Raw genomic sequence first — 19,802 nt, 5'->3', positions numbered from 1 at the left:
GATTAGAAGCTGTGACCGCCGCCACCGCCGCCACCGCCGCCACTGCTACTGCCACCGCCACCGCCGCCACCGCTGCTGCCACCGCTGCCGCTGCTGGAAGGCGGACTGTAGACACGGGATTGCCGGATAAAGCGGACATTTGGATTAGCAATATTGCACTGTGTAAATACCTTTCCTAAAAGATCTGTTTTCGATGGTCTCTTCGCACGGGAGAAGGAACGTACCAGAAAATAGTTTAACAACAAAGCAATGATAACTGCTAAAAAGGCATTACTGATATATTTCATCGGCTGCGCAATTTTTCGCCCTTCGAGCAATGTATTAATCTGACCAAAAGCGGTAAATGCACAGGTGTAATAATCACCATCAGAGGCATATTTGTATACATTATCGGTGATAGTGTTGGCATAACTTTTCGTAATGGTTTCATAAATGGTTCCGTTGCTGTGAATCCAGATGTTCCGATTGTCCATATCAATGAGAAATACGGTTGCACTGGTGGAACCGAAGGTGTCGCGGTAATAGCTTCGGGTATAATCCTCAGTAGAATAGTAAGGATTGTAATCGATGGATTTAAAAGCAACACTTCCGTAAGTGGTAATCGGAGCCATCTCTTTTCCAAGGGTGGTTTCTTCCTCGTCTGTTAAAAGGTTGGCATCGTCCTCAACGATAACCTGATAACCGGTGCTTTTATTGGTATAGGTCTTGGTTTCGGCTTTGCAGTTAATACTTCCGTTAAGTAAGAGGAAGAAACATGCAAGCAGGCAGCCAAGAATTATTTTTGCAGAAAAAGAGCTATATTTCTTCTTATATGTATCAGGCACGGTCATCACCTCCCTGTCGGTTAAACTGCGGCAGTTTCCGCATGGTAAGCATATTGTATTCCTTTAAAATGCTAAGAAGCGTAAAAATAATACCGGCAAAAGATACAATTGCACCACCATAGTAATAAAGGTCGGAAACCGGATGCAGGAAAGTAATCATTCCAGCAGCAGCAATGGAAATTAAAGCTCCTAGGAATCCCGGAATTTTTCCACGGGTGGTTGTTTCACTGAACTGGGAAAATCCAAACAGCGAAGTCAGAACCCCACCGCCGATAACAATAAGCATGACAATTTTAGAAAATGAAAAACCGCCGGAACTAAAGATTCCCATTAGAACCTGAATTGCAAATACACCTAAAAACAGATAAGGAATTATGTTTTCAAATTTAGATTTCATGCTTTTATGGGGTTTTAAGTTTACTTTTACTTTGGCTTCTTTCTTGACATTTCCCTGTTTGGACTGGTATCCCCTGTCATTCTCATAGGTTTCCTGACTATGGATTTCGCTCAGCTCCACAAAATAAATAATGGAGGCAAAAAGTGCCAGTGCCGCAGAAAGTATCAGGGTTGAAGCAGGCCGTATGGTAAAGAAAAGATTTAAAAGCAGAAAAACCGGGATAGCCAGTAGAAAGGAACCGAGTAAAAATTTACGGCTATCTACCGGGATATCAGCAGCAACCTTTCCGGTCTGTCCATTGACTGTAGCGTAGGCAACGCGGTCTTTGTTACGGTAGGATAAGAACCATACCGGAAGCATGGCGCTGGCAGCTTCCTTGCATTCCGTATTTAATGCATAACTCATATAATGCTCTGTTTCCGGATAAATAAAATTAAATTCCTGGAAGGCAGGTATTTTTTTGACTTTGGAATAAGTCTGTTCATTGGCAATGGCTTTTGCGTCCTCCAGATAAATATCACTGTCCACATCGGCAGTATCAGCATAGAAACCACACAGAATGGACGGAGTAAAACTTTTCATGCCGCGCACATCAAAGGGAGCAATATTCTCGCTGATAACATCCGAAAAAGAAGAAGACGCATCATAAGAGAGCCCTTTATAATAGGCATCCGTCTGGCAGAGCAGATTATAGTGGTCGGTTACAATATAGTTACCTTCCCGGTGGCTTTTTTCAGCCGGCAGCTGTACCGTACCTTCGTGGGTAATGTTATATACCCAGTAAGGCATATAAATCCCACGGAAATTGTCTACATTGCGCGGGTCTTTCAGTTCCTTAGGGGCAAAAATGGCATGGCGCATCATTTTGCCATAAGCCTTCTTGCAGTCCTCCTTGGTAATCTGGAAAGGAACAATGTAGTCAGGACGTTTTTCCCTGGCAATCCGGCTGTCAAGAATCGTAGAAGCACCACAGAAACTGCAGAATCCGGTTGCAGCATTCTCGGTACTTAAGATTTCACCGCCGCATTGCGGACAGGTGAAAATGTTGACATCATAAGTAGATGTCTCCACAGCATCGTGATCCTTCTGATAGCTGTAAGGATTCAGCTGTGTGTGACAGTAGTCACAGAAAAGTGATTGTGTTGGAATATCAAACCTCAGATTTCCTCCACAATTGGGACATTCATACATATCATTCTCCTCTTTTGATTTAATATACTCAGGTATTGACCGCACAAGGATATGTTGTCCCCGGAAAACTTCTGGTATCGAAGACCTTTGTTTTAGATATAAAAATACCGAATTTCTAATGTGTGTGTTTCACTTTTGGTTATAAAAACTATCTTTCCAATGTTTGACAAAATCGCTGTACGGTTCGTCGAAATGCAGATGCCTTATAACGACTGCTAGGGGCACTTGGAATTTTGCCGGATAAAGTGATATATTGTCCGAAATTTCCGGTGCCCCTTGCAGCCGTTAGGTGGCATCTACAATCGACGGACAGTGCAGCGATTCCGTCAAAGCAACGGAAAGACAGTTTACCATCAAGCGAAACACACACATAAGAAATGCAGGTATTTCATATTATAAAAACAAAAGGTTCTTCGATACCAAAGTTTTCCAGTATCAACTTATCTCGTTGACAATGACCTAATGTAATATACTAATATGGTAATGGAAATATAACAGAAAGTAAATACATTTTACTTCCTATTTTCAGAAAATTGAGTTATAATATATATAACTAGAAGTAATACGAGAGAGTTGTCATACGACCGTAGAGGAGGGGTGCTCATGAGACAGGAATTTACTTATAACCAGATTGCACACCTGAATGCAGCGTTACATGAACAACGCCTGCCATACCGTATTAGCTTTCATGATGCGGAGACAGCCGTTGTAGAACCGTTAGGATTTTGTGCATGTGATGGTAAAGAGGGTATGCTCAAAGCGGCAATTGAAGCATTTTTTGAAAAAGAGGGAATGACCGTAACATTCTCTGACCATTGCGAAATTATTTCACCGGGATGCCGGACCGTTTCTATGGCAGCCTGCCAGTAGAAACAGGTGGGAACGGAAAGATGAGCAGATTAGAAGGAAGAAGCCGGAATTCAAAAATCTTTGAGATGGGAACAGATTTTTGAAAATACTTTCTCTTTTAAGTCCTCATCAGAACAGAACATTTGAATCGCTATATCCACTGCTTTCGGAGAGAGAGCAGTGGATTTTTTGAGCCATGAAATATCAGCGGCAGACTCTGTCCCTGTAAGAAAATGATTTACAATTTCATTTAACCGGTGGCAGAATTCCATCAGGGAATGATAATCATGAATCATATCTAAAAGGTTGTGCCCATAAAGTTCCTGTTCAAAGGAACAGGTAGAAATTACCTGCATGCAAAGGTGCAGTTCACCGGTAATATCAGAAGCTTCCATCAGAATGTCCGGGCGTTTCGCATAGCTTTCCATGAAAATGGACTGGGCTTTCTGGTAGTCGCCATTCGCAAAACATTTTGCCAGAGATTCCCGGAGCATTCTTGTTTCATGCTTTTCACCGGACATCCCCACCATACATTCATAGGTGGAGAGATTCTGCTTCGCAATGTAGACGGTCAGCAGAAACTCCGACAGGAATCCAAACAACCGCTTACAGTAATTATCATAGCTACTGATATCGACCCGGCACTCCACTTCAAAGAGAATGTCAAACAGCCATTCACAGTAGGCATCAAATCGTTCTTTTGAAGTAATGAAAATATTCCCAAAATAAGTATGTACATCATGAACCATATGGTGAAAAACAGGCACATAGTCCGGGTATTTTTCAGAAATGACCTGCTCAGTAATCAGCAGATCCTTCTGGTGATGGTTCTGGCTGAAACCATTAAAATACGAAGTATTTAAAGTCAGAAGCTTTGGTGTGATCATGTCATGCTTCTGAAGTAGCCGCATCAGCTCTTTTTCCGTGAAAATAAGCCCCTGCCTATTTATGAGATAGCGGCGGTAATGACAGATGCCGATATAATCGCAGGTATGGTAATTTTTCCAGAGCCAGTAAATGCCGGTCAGCTCGCAGAAACTTTTGTTTTTCCGGGAAATATTATCTCCGGTATCATCTGCAAGATAGCCCAATTCTGGAGAAATTGCATGTCCGACCTGCAGAGGAACATACATGGAATCGGTGGGAGCTTCAAATTGTTTGTGGGTCATAACGAATATTTTAATGGACATAATACACCTCGCAAAAACATGCTTTTCCCTTACTGTATACGCAATCGCATTCCTTGACAAGAGCAAATCAGGGAACCAATCAACATTTTTGACATAAACTAATACGAAAGTAAGAAAGAATGGGAAGAGGTCAGCGTGAACTGCAGCAATTCAATCGAACATACCGTGGAAGCGGGGGATACATTATACAAACTTTCCCGGCAGTATAAGACGACGGTATCCTCTATTATTTTAAGCAATCCAAGGATAAATCCTTACAATTTACAGATTGGAATGAAGATAGAAATATGCCCGGGCAGAGAATACACAAGACCGGAAATGCCTGGAAACACAGGAGATTCCGGGATTTCCAATAACAATGGAAAAGGAAATTTAAAAGAACTGATGCGGATGGCATGGCTGAATCATACCTACCTGTTCCGGATGCTTTTGGTCAGCATGGCAGCGGATTTGCCGGATCAGCAGGAACTGGTTACTGCATTAATTGACAATGCAGAGGAAATAGCAGACCTTTTCGGAAGATATTATCCGGAAAATACGGTGAACAGCCTCAGAGATTTACTGGTGCGCCAGGTAGAGCTTACCGGTGGACTGATCACCCAGAAAAAAGAAGGAAGAGCGAAGGATACGGAGGAGCAGGTACGACGGTTAAACGAAAATGCAGACCGCATCGCAGAGCTTTTGGCATCTGCAACACCGGAATATGAAGAAAGTGTATTAAAAGAAATGTTCCGTATGCACGTAGACCTGACCGGACAGGAAATCAATGAGCGGCTTGCCGGCAATTATGAAAAAGATTTACAGACATTCTGGAATATCCAGCGGCAGATTATTGCCATGGCGGATTATTTTGCCAACGGACTGGAAACAGAGGCAAAGGAATCCGGGCTTCGTTAAAGAAAAGGCATTAAAAAGTATTGTTTCTTATGGTTTCACAGCAGAAGCGGCTGTGTTATAATAGAAAAAAAGGACAAAATAACCGAGGCTGTCCGAATGCAACTGCGGACAGCCACAACATAAAAGTACAGAACAAAAACAATAGTAAATAGAAGGAGACAGCAAAAAATGACACCAGAATTTTTAAACAGCACATTAGAGCATTTATATGAGAGAACCAAAGAAGGAAAGCAGCACTGGAATGTTGAGATGAAGACCAGCGAATATAAAGAGGAATCCGAAAAGCCGGTTGTAGAAGCCGACGGAAAGCAGTGGGTAGTAGATGAGTGTTATACAGCCTATTCCTGCGAAGAGCATGGAAATGAATTTGTAATGATTACTTATGAAAATATTGAGACTTGTGGAGAAGAAGTGCGGAGCACCAACATGGTATTCCTGCCGGATCCGAATGTCCGCTATTTTGATTTGGACCGGCTGGCCCAGTATGCAATTCTTCCAAGCCAGAAATTGATGGAGACCATTCATCAGTTATTTACTCTTCTGCTTTCTCTTCAGAAGGAAGAAAGTGCCCAGGTAGAGTGGAAAATCAGCGAATAGGAAATGGCATCGCAGACAGATTGTAATTACATATGTTTCTTGTAGTTGTTTTAACAATTTAAATAAAACTGAAAATTCAGATAATTTATACAATATATGCAATATAATAAAGTAAATACGAAAAATAATTAAGAAAATTCTAAAAATAGTGTTGACAAATGAACTATAGTTAGATATAATCAAATCATCAAAAGAAACAAATGAACGGAAACAAAGTAAGGAGGAGATTCCACCAGAAAGAGAAGGAACAAACTCATAATAATGTAAGAGGAGGTCGATACCACCAGGATATTAAATCAGAATCGGACAAGCGTTTAGATGAAGAGAAACGCAATAGTAAGAAAGGAAGGTACGGTCCAATGCAGAGCTGACAGATATTATGAAACCTAACATAATAAATAATAAAATCAGATTCAGTTCATGGATTCAGAATCGGAAGGAAAACCTGAGGTAAATACAAAAGAAAAGTGGATGGAGAATCAGAATGGCAACGTAAAGATATGGTTCCAGTCCAACAGGACTCAGAAGCGAACGGATTCAGGAGGAAGGGTTCAGGGATTGAAGACGAAATATACGAAATGAGGTAAAAGTCCAATGGACGAAATAGTATGAAAGGGCATCATCTTAAGAGAATTTAGATGATGCCCTTTTTCACTTTACAGGGAATTGCTTTCCTGTAAAGTGAAAAACGCTCCACGAGGATGCGCACTGCAGCGTACAAGGTAGATGTCGCAAGCGACCGCCGCAGGCGCGGGAATGTGCCAAGGCACATTCTTTGTTCTGTTATGATTCTTTTTTCTGCGCTTCAAGGGCTGCTAAGCATGCCTGGGCAAGCTGGTCACCACAGGAAGTGGATTTGAATCCACAGGTGATGCCCTTTAATTTTTCTTCTACTTCTTCTACCGTTAATCCTTCTACCAAAGAAGAGATAGCCTTTAAGTTGCCGTTACATCCGTTGGTAAAGGTAACATGTTTTAAAACATTTCCCTCTAAATCCAAATCGATCTGGGTGGAACAGGTTCCTTTGGTTTTGTATGTGTAATGCATAAGAAACTCCTTTCTATACCTGGACTTGTTGCCAGGCGATTGCAAAATGAAAAATAGTGTATGACATATTTTTTATGAGGTGAAAGGCTCCTCTTCTTTTCAGATATGAAATATTGTAACTCTAAGCACTTTATTTTTCTTTCTGTTATATCGACTGCCTTTCCAATGTTTGACAATGATTCCAGAATTGTCCGCCGGAGTGCGGATACCTTGGCAAAGCTGCTAGGGGCACTTGGAATTTCACTGGCAACCGGCAACACTGGCACAGGGATGTGCCAGTGAGGTGTATCTGAACATGGATGTGAATATACACCGGTTGCCGGACGTAATCATGAGTTTATCGAAATTCCTAGTGCCCCTTGCGGTTTTGACGTCGCATCCGCAACCGGCGGACAGTTCTGGAATCCTATGTCAAAGCAACCGGAAAGACAGTCTGCAATCAAGAAAAATAAAGTGCTAAGAATTACGGGATATTTCATATCCATTAAAAAGAAGTGAAGTCTTTCACCTATAAAAATATCTTATTCTGTTTTTCCATTTTGCAATCGCCTGTTCAATCTTTGCCTATTATAGCATCTGTTTGTAAAAAGTCCACTGATTTAACAAAAAGTTTATAAAACGTTCATTGGATTAGATATTGTGAAGAAAGGCAGATAGTGGTACAATATTTCATAGTTGCGTAAGCAAAATTATGGATAGGAGCATTATATGAAAGCAATAGAAAAAATCTTTGGAACACATAGCGAAAGAGAATTAAAAAGAATTTATCCGCTTATAGATAAGATAGAGTCTTATCGGCCTGCCATGCAGGAACTGACTGATGAGCAGTTAAAGGATAAGACAAAAGAGTTCAAAAAGAGACTTGCCGATGGTGAGACACTGGACGATCTGCTTCCGGAAGCATATGCAACCGTTCGTGAGGCAGCAAAGAGAGTGCTTGGAATGGAACATTACCGTGTTCAGCTGATTGGTGGTATTATCCTGCATCAGGGACGTATCGCTGAGATGAAGACCGGTGAAGGAAAAACATTGGTATCTACCCTGCCGGCATACTTAAATGCATTGGAAGGAAAGGGCGTACATGTTGTAACTGTCAACGAATATCTGGCAAAACGTGATGCTGAGTGGATGGGACAGGTTCATGAATTCTTAGGACTGACTGTTGGCGTTGTGTTTAACGGCATGGACACTAAGGAACGTCAGGATGCATATAACTGTGACATTACTTATATTACCAATAATGAATTGGGATTCGATTACCTGCGCGATAACATGGTGATTTACAAGGAACAGTTAGTACAGCGTGGGCTTCATTTTGCAATTATCGATGAGGTCGATTCTGTGTTGATTGACGAGGCAAGAACACCACTTATCATTTCAGGACAGAGTGGCAAATCCACCAGCATTTATGAGGCATGCGATATTCTGGCAAGACAGATGAAACGTGGTGAAGATCAGAAGGAATACACCAAGATGGATGCTATCATGGGAGTGGAAATCGAAGAAGATGGAGACTTCGTGGTAAATGAGAAGGATAAAGTAGTCAATCTGACATTAGAAGGTGTAAAGAAGGTAGAACAGTTTTTCCACATTGATAACCTTGCAGATCCGGATAATCTTGAGATTCAGCATAATATCATTTTAGCACTGCGTGCACACAATCTGATGTTCCGTGATCAGGATTATGTGGTAAAAGATGATCAGGTATTAATCGTAGATGAATTTACCGGACGTATTATGCCGGGCCGGCGTTATTCTGATGGATTACATCAGGCAATTGAAGCAAAAGAGCATGTAAAAGTAAAACGTGAGAGCAAGACCCTTGCCAATATTACATTCCAGAACTTCTTCAATAAGTATGATAAGAAAGCAGGTATGACCGGTACCGCTTTGACAGAGGAAAAAGAGTTCCGTGACATCTATGGAATGGACGTTATCGAGATTCCTACCAACAGACCGGTTATCCGTGTGGATAAAGAGGATGCTGTTTATAAGACCAAGAAAGAAAAATTCCATGCTGTTGTGGATGAAGTAGAAGAAGCATACAAGAAAGGACAGCCGGTTCTGGTTGGTACCATCAATATCGATACTTCTGAGCTGGTAAGCTCCATGTTGAATAAGCGTGGTATACCACACAAAGTCTTGAATGCAAAATTCCATGAGTTAGAGGCTGAAATTGTAGCACAGGCCGGTGTACATGGTGCGGTTACCATCGCAACCAACATGGCTGGTCGTGGTACTGATATTAAGCTGGATGATGAAGCAAAGGAAGCCGGCGGTCTGAAAATCATCGGTACTGAGCGTCATGAATCCAGACGTATTGATAACCAGCTGCGAGGACGTTCCGGTCGTCAGGGAGACCCGGGAGAATCCCAGTTCTTCATTTCACTGGAAGATGATTTGATGCGTCTGTTTGGTTCAGAGAAGCTGCTTGGCATGTTTAATGCTTTGGGTGTGCCGGAAGGTGAGCAGATTCAGCATAAGATGCTGACCAGTGCAATTGAAAAGGCACAGAAGAAGATTGAGGGAAATAACTTTGGAATTCGTAAGAATCTGTTGGAGTATGATCAGGTTATGAATGACCAGAGAGAGATTATATATGCAGAGCGTCTCCGTGTATTGAATGGCGAGAGTATGCGTGATGTTATCTATAAGATGATTACCGACAGAGTGGAAAATACAGTAGATACCTGTATTTCACCGGATTTACCAGCGGAAGAATGGGATATTAATGAACTGAACCAGTTGCTGATCCCAATTATTCCACTTCAGCAGGTGACACCGGAACAGGCAAAAGAATATAAGGATCAGAAGAAATTAAAACATGCTTTAAAAGAACAGGCTGTAAAACTCTATGAGGAGAAGGAAGCTGAGTTCCCAGAGCCGGAGGCTGTCCGTGAATTAGAGCGCGTTATCTTACTGAAAGTCATTGACCGTAAGTGGATGGATCATATTGATGATATGGATCAGTTACGTCAGGGTATCGGTTTACAGGCTTATGGCCAGAGAGACCCGCTGGTGGAGTATAAGATGAGCGGTTATGACATGTTCGAAGAGATGATTAACAGTATTCAGGAAGATACCGTACGTCTGTTATTCCATGTCAGAGTAGAGCAGAAGGTAGAAAGAGAGCAGGTTGCAAAAGTAACCGGAACCAATAAGGATGAAACAGCACAGGGCGTGCCGAAGAAACGTGCGGCAGCAAAGGTTTACCCGAATGATCCGTGCCCATGCGGAAGTGGTAAGAAATACAAACAGTGCTGCGGAAGAAAAGCTTAAGAATAAAAGCACAAAAATTAAATCGACTTATAATAATTAAATTGCATTACATTATAACAGCAAATATGGCAAAAGGAGGAAAATAGATGCATTGCACAAGAAAAGTAACAGAAGATATCATCTGGATTGGTGGAAGTGACAGAAGACTTGCTTTATTTGAAAACATATTCCCGATTCCAAGAGGGGTATCCTATAATTCCTATCTTTTAAAGGATGAAAAAACAGTATTGTTAGATACCGTAGACCGTTCCATTGCAGGACAGTTTTTAGAAAATCTGGCATTTGCACTGGATGGAAGAAATCTGGATTACATGATTGTAAACCATATGGAACCGGATCACTGTGCTTTAATCGAAGAAATCGTAAGACAATATCCGGAAGTAAAGGTTGTGGGAAATGCCAAGACCTTTGGCATGATACAGCAGTTCTATACCTTTGATATTGCAGAACGTTCCGTTACTGTGAAAGAGGGCGAGACATTAAATACCGGAAAACATACCCTTCACTTTGTGATGGCACCGATGGTACACTGGCCGGAAGTAATGGTAACATATGATGAAACGGACAAAGTATTATTTTCAGCAGATGCATTCGGAACCTTCGGTGCATTGAACGGAAATATTTTTAATGATGAAATTGATTTCGACCGCGACTGGCTGGATGACGCAAGACGTTATTATACCAATATTGTTGGAAAATACGGCGGACCGGTTCAGACAACCTTGAAGAAGGCAGCAGGACTTGATATTTCCATTATCTGTCCACTGCATGGCCCAATCTGGCGTTCCAATCTTGGTTACATTCTGGATAAATACAATACATGGAGCAGCTATGAGCCGGAAGAGAAGGCAGTTATGATTGCTTATGCGTCCATGTATGGAAATACAGAAAATCTTGCAAATATATTCGCAGCAAAGCTGGCAGAAGCAGGCATTCACAATATTGCGGTATATGATGTATCCAATACACATGTTTCCACTTTGATTTCAGAAGCATTCCGCTGCAGTCATATTGTACTGGCAGCGCCAACCTATAATGGAAATGTATATCCGGTTATGGAGAATTTCTTAAATGACATGAAAGCACTTGCAGTTCAGAAGCGTACCGTTGCGGTTCTGGATAATGGTACCTGGGCAGCAACAGCTGGAAAACAGATGGCAGATAAGATCACAGAAATGAAAGATATGAAGATTATTGAACCAAAGGTAAGTATTAAATCTTCATTAAAGAACGAACAGCTGGAACAGCTGGATGAGCTGGTGGCAGAGATTAAGAAAGATTTCTAAAGCACTGGAAGTTATCAGAAGAGAAAATGAAATAAAATAAAAACGAACAGAGTAAAAATAAGTACAGAACAAACATTCGGTTTTGTTCTGTACTTTTTTGCTATGGGGTGCTATAATGAGCGGAGAAACGTGGTAATACTAAAGGAAGAGTAAATGAACAGAGGAGAAATTGAGTGGATCATTTTAAATTAGTTTCCAAATATCAACCCACCGGTGACCAGCCGCAGGCAATTGAGAAGCTGGTGAAGGGATTTAAAGAGGGCAATCAGTTTGAAACACTACTGGGTGTAACCGGTTCCGGTAAGACATTTACCATGGCAAATGTCATTGCCCAGATGAATAAACCGACATTGATTATTTCACATAATAAGACACTGGCGGCGCAGCTCTATGGAGAATTCAAGGAATTTTTCCCCGAAAATGCAGTAGAGTACTTTGTCTCCTATTACGATTACTACCAGCCGGAGGCATATGTGCCATCCACGGATACTTATATCGCAAAGGATTCTTCTGTGAATGATGAGATTGATAAACTGCGTCTGTCTGCTACAGCAGCATTGACGGAACGGCGGGATGTTATTGTCGTTTCCAGTGTATCCTGTATCTATGGACTGGGTGAACCAGAGAACTTCCAGAAGATGATGGTATCTCTGCGGCCGGGCATGGAACGGGATCGTGATGATGTTATCCGGCAGTTAATTGATATACAATATACAAGAAATGATATGGATTTCCAGCGAGGCACCTTCCGGGTACGGGGAGACGTTTTGGAAATCTTTCCGGCAGACCGTGGAGAGACTGCTATCCGGGTAGAATTCTTTGGCGATGAAATAGACCGGATTACAGAAATCGATGTATTGACCGGCGAGATTAAGAATAGTCTGAATCATATCAGTATTTTTCCGGCATCACATTATGTAGTGCCAAGAGAGAAAATCCTGCGGGCATGCGATACCATTGAAGCAGAGCTGGAAGAGCGTGTGAAATACTTTAAGGGGGAAGATAAGCTCTTAGAGGCACAGCGGATTGCCGAGCGGACGAATTTTGATATTGAAATGTTAAAAGAGACAGGCTTCTGTAGTGGAATTGAAAACTATTCCAGACATTTATCCGGACAGCCGGCAGGTTCGAGACCGTTAACACTGATTGATTATTTCCCGGATGACTTCCTGATTATGGTAGATGAGTCCCATATTACGATTCCGCAGATTCGTGGAATGTATGCGGGAGACCAGTCCAGAAAGACAACGCTTGTGGATTATGGCTTCCGTCTGCCTTCGGCAAAAGACAACCGTCCAATGAATTTCGAAGAGTTTGAAAGCCAGATAGACCAGATGCTGTTTGTATCTGCAACGCCAAATGATTATGAAGAAGAACATGAACTTTTACGGGTAGAGCAGATTATCAGACCGACAGGACTTTTAGACCCTGACGTGGAAGTGCGTCCGGTAGAAGGCCAGATTGACGATTTGATTGGAGAGGTCAATAAAGAGACTGCGGCAGGACATAAGGTGCTGGTAACGACACTGACCAAGAAAATGGCAGAAGATTTGACAGAATATATGCGTGAAGTGGGTATTCGTGTGAAATACCTGCATTCGGATATTGATACTTTGGAAAGGGCAGAGATTATCCGGGATTTGCGGCTGGATGTATTTGATGTGCTGGTGGGAATTAACCTTTTGCGGGAAGGACTTGATATACCGGAAATTACATTAGTGGCAATTATTGATGCGGACAAGGAAGGTTTCTTGCGTTCCGAGACTTCGCTGATTCAGACTATCGGACGAGCGGCAAGAAACAGTGAAGGTCATGTTATCATGTATGCAGATAAGATTACAGACTCCATGCGGGTTGCGATTGATGAGACAAAGCGCCGCCGTGAGATTCAGCAGAAATACAATGAAGAGCATGGCATTACGCCGACTACCATTCAGAAATCTGTCCGTGAGTTAATCAGTATTTCTAAGAAGGTAGCCAAGAATGAAATGGAATTCAAGAAAGATCCGGAATCCATGGATAAGAAGGAATTGGAGAAGCTGATTGCAGATATTCAGAAGAAGATGAACCATGCTGCTGCAGAGTTGAACTTTGAGGCTGCGGCAGAATATCGTGATAAGTTAATTGAGTTAAAGAAGATGCTTCGCGATTTGTAAGGTAGAGAAAGAGGAAGAAAAAGTGGCAAAGAAAGAGAGAAAATATATCAGGATTCGTGGTGCAAGCGAACATAATTTGAAGCATATTGATGTGGATATACCAAGAGATGAATTTGTGGTACTGACAGGACTCAGCGGCTCCGGTAAATCCTCACTGGCATTTGATACGATTTATGCAGAGGGACAGCGGCGTTATATGGAGAGTCTGTCATCTTATGCAAGGCAGTTCTTAGGACAGATGGAGAAACCGAATGTAGAGAAAATAGAAGGTTTGTCTCCGGCAATTTCCATTGACCAGAAATCCACAAACCGTAACCCGAGATCTACTGTAGGAACGGTAACGGAGATTTATGATTATTTCCGTCTGCTCTATGCGCGGATTGGAATTCCGCACTGTCCGAACTGCGGCAAGGAGATTAAGAAACAGACCGTAGACCAGATGGTAGACCAGATTATGAAGCTGCCGGAGCGTACCAGGATACAGCTTTTAGCACCGGTAGTCCGTGGAAGAAAGGGTGAACACCAGAAGCTCTTTGAACAGGCAAAGCGAAGCGGCTATGTGAGAGTACAGGTGGACGGAAATACCTATGAACTGACGGAAGAGATAAAGCTGGATAAGAACAAGAAACATAATATCGAAATCGTAGTGGATCGTCTGGTGGTAAAGGAAGGTATTGAAAAGCGTCTGACGGATTCTATTGAAAATGTGTTAGAACTTTCAAACGGACTTCTGATGGTGGATATCATTGATGGAGAGACCATGCAGTTTTCCCAGAGCTTTTCCTGTCCGGATTGTGGAATCAGTATTGATGAAATCGAACCGAGAAGCTTTTCCTTTAACAATCCGTTTGGCGCCTGCCCGGAATGTTTTGGACTGGGTTACAAGATGGAATTTGATGAAGAACTGATGATACCGGATAAGAGATTGAGCCTTGCAGAGGGAGCAATTCAGGTGATGGGCTGGCAGTCCTCTACCGATAAGAAGAGTTTTACTTATGCAATCCTTAAGGCACTTTCTGAGGAATATGGCTTCAGTCTTGATACACCATATAAGGAATTGCCGGCAGAAGTCCGGAATATGCTGATTCATGGAACCAATGGAAGGACTGTAAAGGTATATTATAAAGGTCAGCGTGGGGAAGGTGTATATGACATTGCCTTTGAAGGACTGATTAAAAATGTGGAACGCCGCTATCGTGAGACCGGCTCTGATACCATGAAACAGCAGTATGAGGAGTTTATGCGGATTACACCGTGTAAATGCTGTGGCGGACAGAGGTTGAAGAAGGAGTCACTGGCAGTAACGGTTTCCGGTAAAAATATATATGAGATAACAGCAATGTCCATCCGTAATCTGGATGCCTATTTAAAAGAAATGGAACTGACGGAACAACAGCATCTGATTGGTGACCAGGTCTTAAAGGAAATCCGGGCGCGTGTAGGCTTTTTGATGGATGTGGGACTGGATTATCTGTCACTGTCCCGCGCAACCGGAAGCTTATCCGGTGGAGAAGCACAGCGAATCAGACTTGCAACCCAGATTGGTTCCGGACTTGTAGGCGTGGCTTATATTCTGGACGAGCCTAGTATCGGTCTGCATCAGCGGGATAATGATAAACTTTTGAATTCTTTAAAGGGGTTAAAAGACCTTGGAAATACACTGATTGTAGTAGAACATGATGAAGATACTATGCGTGCAGCGGATTATATTGTGGATATCGGACCGGGAGCCGGTGAACATGGCGGAGAAGTCATTGCTACCGGAACAGCAGAAGAGATTATGAAAAATAAGAACTCTATCACCGGTGCTTATTTAAGCGGAAGAATCAAGATTCCGGTACCGAAAGAAAGACGGAAACCAACCGGATTCATTACTGTAAAGGGTGCAAGAGAGAATAACCTGAAGAATATTGATGTGAAGATTCCACTGGGTATTATGACCTGCATTACCGGAGTGTCCGGCTCCGGAAAGAGTTCACTGACCAATGAAATTCTCTATAAACGTCTGGCGAGGGATTTAAACCGGGCAAGGTGTATTCCGGGTGCCCATGATGATATTGAAGGTCTGGAACAGTTAGATAAGGTAATTGATATTGACCAGTCTCCAATCGGAAGAACACCCCGTTCCAATCCGGCTACTTATACCGGTGTGTTTGATATGATAAGAGATTTGTTTGCGTCCACTCCGGATGCCAAGGCAAGAGGATACCAGAAGGGAAGATTCAGCTTTAATGTGAAGGGTGGCCGGTGCGAAGCCTGCTCCGGCGATGGTATTCTTAAGATAGAAATGCATTTCCTGCCGGATGTATATGTTCCGTGTGAAGTGTGTCAGGGCAAACGATATAACCGTGAAACACTGGAAGTAAAATATAAGGGCAAGAGTATCTATGATGTGCTGAATATGACAGTGGAAGAGGCACTGGAATTCTTTCAGAATGTGCCTTCTATTGCAAGAAAGATACAGACCCTTTATGATGTGGGCTTATCCTATATCCGTCTGGGCCAGCCATCTACTGAACTGTCTGGTGGAGAAGCACAGAGAATTAAGCTTGCAACAGAATTAAGCAAACGCAGTACAGGAAAGACTATTTATATTCTGGATGAGCCGACAACAGGACTTCATTTTGCAGATGTCCATAAATTAATTGAAATTCTGAGGAGATTGTCTGATGGTGGCAATACAGTAGTTGTAATTGAACATAATCTGGATGTAATCAAGACGGCAGATTATATTATTGATATGGGGCCGGAAGGCGGAGACGGTGGCGGAACTGTGGTTGCCCAGGGAACGCCGGAAGAGATTGCCAAAGTACCGGAATCCTATACCGGACAATATGTAAAGAAATATCTGGAATAGTAATACCGGATAAGTATAAGACAATGAAAAATGGCATCTGCTAGAAACTGCCAGTGGCGGGTTCGGCAGGTGCTATTTTCTATAGGCACATTCTTTGTTCCTGTTATGTGCACAAAAAAACTGCTGAAACATTCAGCAGTTACAATCTTGGGGAGTACCCTCCGGACATCCCGAGGGACATCCGAAGGGCTGAGTTATGAAAAATTATATTAGCTTAATAGCTAGTACATAAATGATATTATAGAAGACCTGTGACTATTATGTGAACAAAAAGTTAAGACAATTAGAAAGCAAAAGAAAGTTAAGAAGATGTTGCGATTTCATTAAAAATAAGTAAAAACAGAAAAAAACCTTTGAAAAATGCCATTTATTGTATATAATGTGATTATATATGTAAGAATATGATTGAATGCGTAGTCTGCCTTTTTTGTAGATTACTCCACATATAATGAAACAGATGAAAGGGGAAACATTGACATGGTTTCAACAGATATTGGAATTGATTTAGGAACAGCCAGCATATTGGTTTATATTAAAGGAAAAGGCGTAGTTTTAAAAGAGCCGTCCGTAGTAGCGTTTGACAGAGATACAAACAAGATTAAAGCGATTGGTGAAGAAGCAAGACTGATGCTTGGTAGAACACCGGGCAACATTGTAGCAGTAAGACCACTCCGCCAGGGTGTTATTTCTGATTATACCGTAACAGAGAAGATGATTAAGTACTTTATTCAGAAGGCACTGGGAAAGAAAACATTCCGTAAGCCAAGAATCAGTGTCTGTGTACCAAGTGGTGTAACAGAGGTTGAGAAGAAGGCGGTAGAGGATGCAACTTATCAGGCAGGAGCAAGAGAAGTTGCAATTATTGAAGAACCAATTGCAGCAGCAATTGGAGCAGGTATCGATATTGCAAGACCTTGTGGAAATATGATTGTAGATATCGGAGGAGGAACCGCAGATATTGCAGTAATTTCACTGGGCGGTTCGGTAGTAAGTACATCAATTAAAATTGCCGGAGATGATTTTGATGAGGCAATTGTCCGTTATATGAGAAAGAAACATAATCTTCTGATCGGAGAAAGAACTGCAGAAGATATTAAGATTAAGATTGGAACCTGTTTCCCACTGGCACAGCCGGAAACGATGGATGTCCGTGGACGTAATCTGGTAACAGGACTTCCTAAGACAGTAACTGTTTCTTCTGAAGAGACTGAGGAAGCATTAAGAGAACCGACTTTACAGATTGTAGAAGCGGTACACAGTGTTCTGGAAAAAACACCACCAGAGCTGGCAGCAGATGTTGCAGACAGAGGAATTGTGCTGACAGGTGGCGGTTCATTACTTAGAGGACTGGAAGAGCTGATTGAAGATAAGACAGGAATTAATACAATGACAGCAGAAGAACCAATGACTTGTGTAGCAATTGGTACAGGTAAATTCGTAGAATTCTTAGCTGGTAAAAGAGACGACGATTAAGATTTCGGGAGGACTGTAGATGGTAAAAGGATTATATACCGCATGGACCGGAATGTTAGACGAACAGAACCGTCTGGATATTCTGACAAATAATCTGGCAAATGCCGACACAACCGGATATAAGAAGGAAGGTACCACAAATCATACATTTGCTGATACACTGGCAATTAAGATTAAGGATACTTCTGATTATGGGCAGCCGCGGGTACTGGGAAATATCAGTATGGGTGTGCATATTGGCGAAGCATATACCGATTTCAGCCAGGGCAGCTTTAAAGTGACAGACAGAAGTACCGATATGGCATTGGATGGAAATGGTTTTTTTACGGTATCATTTACCAATAAGAATGGTGAAACATCTATGAAGCTTACCCGGGATGGAGCATTTACACTGACCAGAGAAGGCTATCTGGTGACCAAAGACGGTGATTATGTGCTGAACCAGAATGGAGCTTCCACTGGCAATCCTGGTGCAGAGAATTATATCCGGATTAATCCGAATCTGGATTTTGAAGTGCTTTCCGATGGAAGTATTATGCAGAATAATCAGGTGGTTGCAAGACTTGGTGTGGTAGATGTAGATAATTATGACTATATCAGCAAATATGGTGAGAATCTCTATGATGTAGTAAATGGCGGACAGCTTGTGGCATCGAATGCGAGAGTAGAGCAGGGTGCATTGGAAGCTTCCAACATTAATGTAGTATCCGAAATGGTAGATATGATTACAATCACCAGAGCTTACGAGGCTGGACAGAAGATTATCCAGACGATGGATTCAACACTGGACAAAGCCGTAAATAATGTAGGTAAAGTATAAAAAGAACTAAAGAAAAGAGCAAAAGAAGCCGATATAAATAAGTAGGAAACAGGTACGTTTCATAAAAGGCTGGCCACGGATGGCGCAAGAGAGATAAGGAGCGCAGGGCTTATGATGAGAGCATTGTGGACTGCTGCATCAGGAATGATTGCACAGCAGACAAATATTGATTCGATTTCTAATAACTTATCGAATGTAAATACAACAGGTTACAAATCCGAACAGGCAGAATTTAAATCGCTGCTGTATCAGACACTGCAGTCTAAGACAACTTCTGCAAATGGTGATGAAAAGCCGGTTCCGGTTCAGGTAGGACTGGGAACCAGAGTAGCCTCTATTACATCTGATTTTACCAATGGAGCATTAATTGCCAATTCCAGCAATACGGCATTTGCGTTGGAAGGAAAAGGATTTTTCACAGTGCGTGGAGAAGATGGACAGACATACTATACCAGAAATGGTAAATTTGGCTGGGCAATCGGAACTAATGGAACGACACTTTGCAATGAAGCCGGCCTTCCGGTATTAGATAGTAATGGAAATGAAATTGTTCTGCCGGATGGTGTGACGGCATCATCTATCGAAGTATCAAATGATGGAAAGTTCTATTATAAAGATGCGGCAGGCAATACCATAGATATGAACAGACAGATTGGCGTATATCAGTTTACCAATCCGGCTGGACTGGAAAAGGATTCCGGAAGTCTTTTGGTTGCAACAGCAGCATCCGGTAATCCGATGAATGAGCTGACTACTCCGGGACTGACCAGAAGCAAGGTATGCCAGAATTATCTGGAAGCATCCAATGTCCAGGTAGCAGACGAGATGGTTAATATGATTATTGCACAGCGTGCATATGAATTAAACTCTAAGGCGATTCAGGCAGCAGATGAGATGCTTGGACAGGCAAATTCATTAAGAAGATAGTTTTAAAGGCAG

General features: G+C 42.1%; 14 protein-coding genes. 10 read left to right on the top strand and 4 right to left on the bottom strand.

Annotated elements, in window-relative coordinates; genetic code table 11:
• Positions 1–2: 2 nt before the first annotated feature.
• On the bottom strand, positions 3–824 hold the full coding sequence (locus OCV43_RS02430; RefSeq protein WP_262623324.1) for a TPM domain-containing protein: 822 nt from the start codon (positions 822–824) through the stop codon (positions 3–5).
• Positions 817–2,412: a zinc ribbon domain-containing protein gene (locus tag OCV43_RS02425; protein ID WP_262623323.1), complete on the bottom strand. Its 1,596-nt coding sequence runs from the start codon at positions 2,410–2,412 to the stop codon at positions 817–819. Before OCV43_RS02425 ends, OCV43_RS02430 begins: the two co-directional genes overlap by 8 nt.
• Before the next feature lie 603 nt (positions 2,413–3,015).
• Between OCV43_RS02425 and OCV43_RS02420 the strand changes: the two genes are divergently transcribed.
• A complete protein-coding gene (locus OCV43_RS02420) occupies positions 3,016–3,282 on the top strand; it encodes an RDAC family protein (protein ID WP_022244531.1) in 267 nt (88 codons plus the stop codon).
• Between the two features lie 50 nt (positions 3,283–3,332).
• Here the strand turns inward: OCV43_RS02420 and OCV43_RS02415 are convergent, their stop codons facing one another.
• The gene (locus OCV43_RS02415; RefSeq protein ID WP_262623322.1) at positions 3,333–4,451 is read right to left on the bottom strand and encodes a DUF4422 domain-containing protein; all 1,119 of its coding nucleotides are present in this window, start codon (positions 4,449–4,451) and stop codon (positions 3,333–3,335) included.
• A 135-nt stretch (positions 4,452–4,586) separates the two neighbouring features.
• Between OCV43_RS02415 and OCV43_RS02410 the strand changes: the two genes are divergently transcribed.
• Together OCV43_RS02410 and OCV43_RS02405 are read left to right on the top strand one after the other, a co-directional pair.
• Positions 4,587–5,348: a LysM peptidoglycan-binding domain-containing protein gene (locus OCV43_RS02410; protein WP_262623321.1), complete on the top strand. Its 762-nt coding sequence runs from the start codon at positions 4,587–4,589 to the stop codon at positions 5,346–5,348.
• A 168-nt stretch (positions 5,349–5,516) separates the two neighbouring features.
• Positions 5,517–5,945, top strand: a complete 429-nt coding sequence (locus OCV43_RS02405) for a hypothetical protein (protein WP_022244528.1) — start codon at positions 5,517–5,519, stop codon at positions 5,943–5,945.
• Positions 5,946–6,728: 783 nt separating this feature from the next.
• Here the strand turns inward: OCV43_RS02405 and OCV43_RS02400 are convergent.
• Complete coding sequence (locus OCV43_RS02400) at positions 6,729–6,992, bottom strand: TIGR03905 family TSCPD domain-containing protein (protein WP_227710412.1); 264 nt, start codon at positions 6,990–6,992, stop codon at positions 6,729–6,731.
• 708 nt (positions 6,993–7,700) lie between these two features.
• Between OCV43_RS02400 and secA the strand changes: the two genes are divergently transcribed.
• The 7 genes from secA (at position 7,701) to OCV43_RS02365 (ending at position 19,790) form a co-directional block, all read left to right on the top strand.
• Entirely contained in the window at positions 7,701–10,271 is a 2,571-nt protein-coding gene (gene secA / locus OCV43_RS02395) for a preprotein translocase subunit SecA (RefSeq protein WP_022244526.1), read from the top strand.
• Positions 10,272–10,357: 86 nt separating this feature from the next.
• Complete coding sequence (locus tag OCV43_RS02390; RefSeq protein ID WP_262623320.1) at positions 10,358–11,557, top strand: FprA family A-type flavoprotein; 1,200 nt, start codon at positions 10,358–10,360, stop codon at positions 11,555–11,557.
• Between the two features lie 173 nt (positions 11,558–11,730).
• Entirely contained in the window at positions 11,731–13,713 is a 1,983-nt protein-coding gene (gene uvrB, locus OCV43_RS02385; protein ID WP_022244524.1) for an excinuclease ABC subunit UvrB, read from the top strand.
• A 22-nt stretch (positions 13,714–13,735) separates the two neighbouring features.
• Positions 13,736–16,570, top strand: a complete 2,835-nt coding sequence (uvrA, locus tag OCV43_RS02380) for an excinuclease ABC subunit UvrA (RefSeq protein WP_262623319.1) — start codon at positions 13,736–13,738, stop codon at positions 16,568–16,570.
• Between the two features lie 477 nt (positions 16,571–17,047).
• Positions 17,048–18,043: a rod shape-determining protein gene (gene mreB / locus OCV43_RS02375; protein WP_022244522.1), complete on the top strand. Its 996-nt coding sequence runs from the start codon at positions 17,048–17,050 to the stop codon at positions 18,041–18,043.
• Positions 18,044–18,062: 19 nt separating this feature from the next.
• Complete coding sequence (locus OCV43_RS02370) at positions 18,063–18,863, top strand: flagellar hook-basal body protein (RefSeq protein WP_262623318.1); 801 nt, start codon at positions 18,063–18,065, stop codon at positions 18,861–18,863.
• A gap of 111 nt (positions 18,864–18,974) precedes the next feature.
• Complete coding sequence (locus OCV43_RS02365) at positions 18,975–19,790, top strand: flagellar hook-basal body protein (RefSeq protein WP_022244520.1); 816 nt, start codon at positions 18,975–18,977, stop codon at positions 19,788–19,790.
• Positions 19,791–19,802 lie beyond the last annotated feature (12 nt).

This window comes from Roseburia amylophila, assembly GCF_025567465.1.
Classification (GTDB): domain Bacteria; phylum Bacillota; class Clostridia; order Lachnospirales; family Lachnospiraceae; genus Roseburia_C; species Roseburia_C amylophila.
This window is presented reverse-complemented; position numbering and strand designations above follow the sequence as displayed.

Bases quoted from the DNA above. Each gene is read 5' to 3' on its own strand.
- OCV43_RS02425 (WP_262623323.1), bottom strand. From the start codon at position 2,412: ATGTATGAATGTCCCAATTGTGGAGGAAATCTGAGGTTTGATATTCCA.
- OCV43_RS02420 (WP_022244531.1), top strand. From the start codon at position 3,016: ATGAGACAGGAATTTACTTATAACCAGATTGCACACCTGAATGCAGCG.
- OCV43_RS02415 (WP_262623322.1), bottom strand. From the start codon at position 4,451: ATGTCCATTAAAATATTCGTTATGACCCACAAACAATTTGAAGCTCCC.
- OCV43_RS02405 (WP_022244528.1), top strand. From the start codon at position 5,517: ATGACACCAGAATTTTTAAACAGCACATTAGAGCATTTATATGAGAGA.
- OCV43_RS02400 (WP_227710412.1), bottom strand. From the start codon at position 6,992: ATGCATTACACATACAAAACCAAAGGAACCTGTTCCACCCAGATCGAT.
- secA (WP_022244526.1), top strand. From the start codon at position 7,701: ATGAAAGCAATAGAAAAAATCTTTGGAACACATAGCGAAAGAGAATTA.
- OCV43_RS02390 (WP_262623320.1), top strand. From the start codon at position 10,358: ATGCATTGCACAAGAAAAGTAACAGAAGATATCATCTGGATTGGTGGA.
- mreB (WP_022244522.1), top strand. From the start codon at position 17,048: ATGGTTTCAACAGATATTGGAATTGATTTAGGAACAGCCAGCATATTG.
- OCV43_RS02370 (WP_262623318.1), top strand. From the start codon at position 18,063: ATGGTAAAAGGATTATATACCGCATGGACCGGAATGTTAGACGAACAG.
- OCV43_RS02365 (WP_022244520.1), top strand. From the start codon at position 18,975: ATGATGAGAGCATTGTGGACTGCTGCATCAGGAATGATTGCACAGCAG.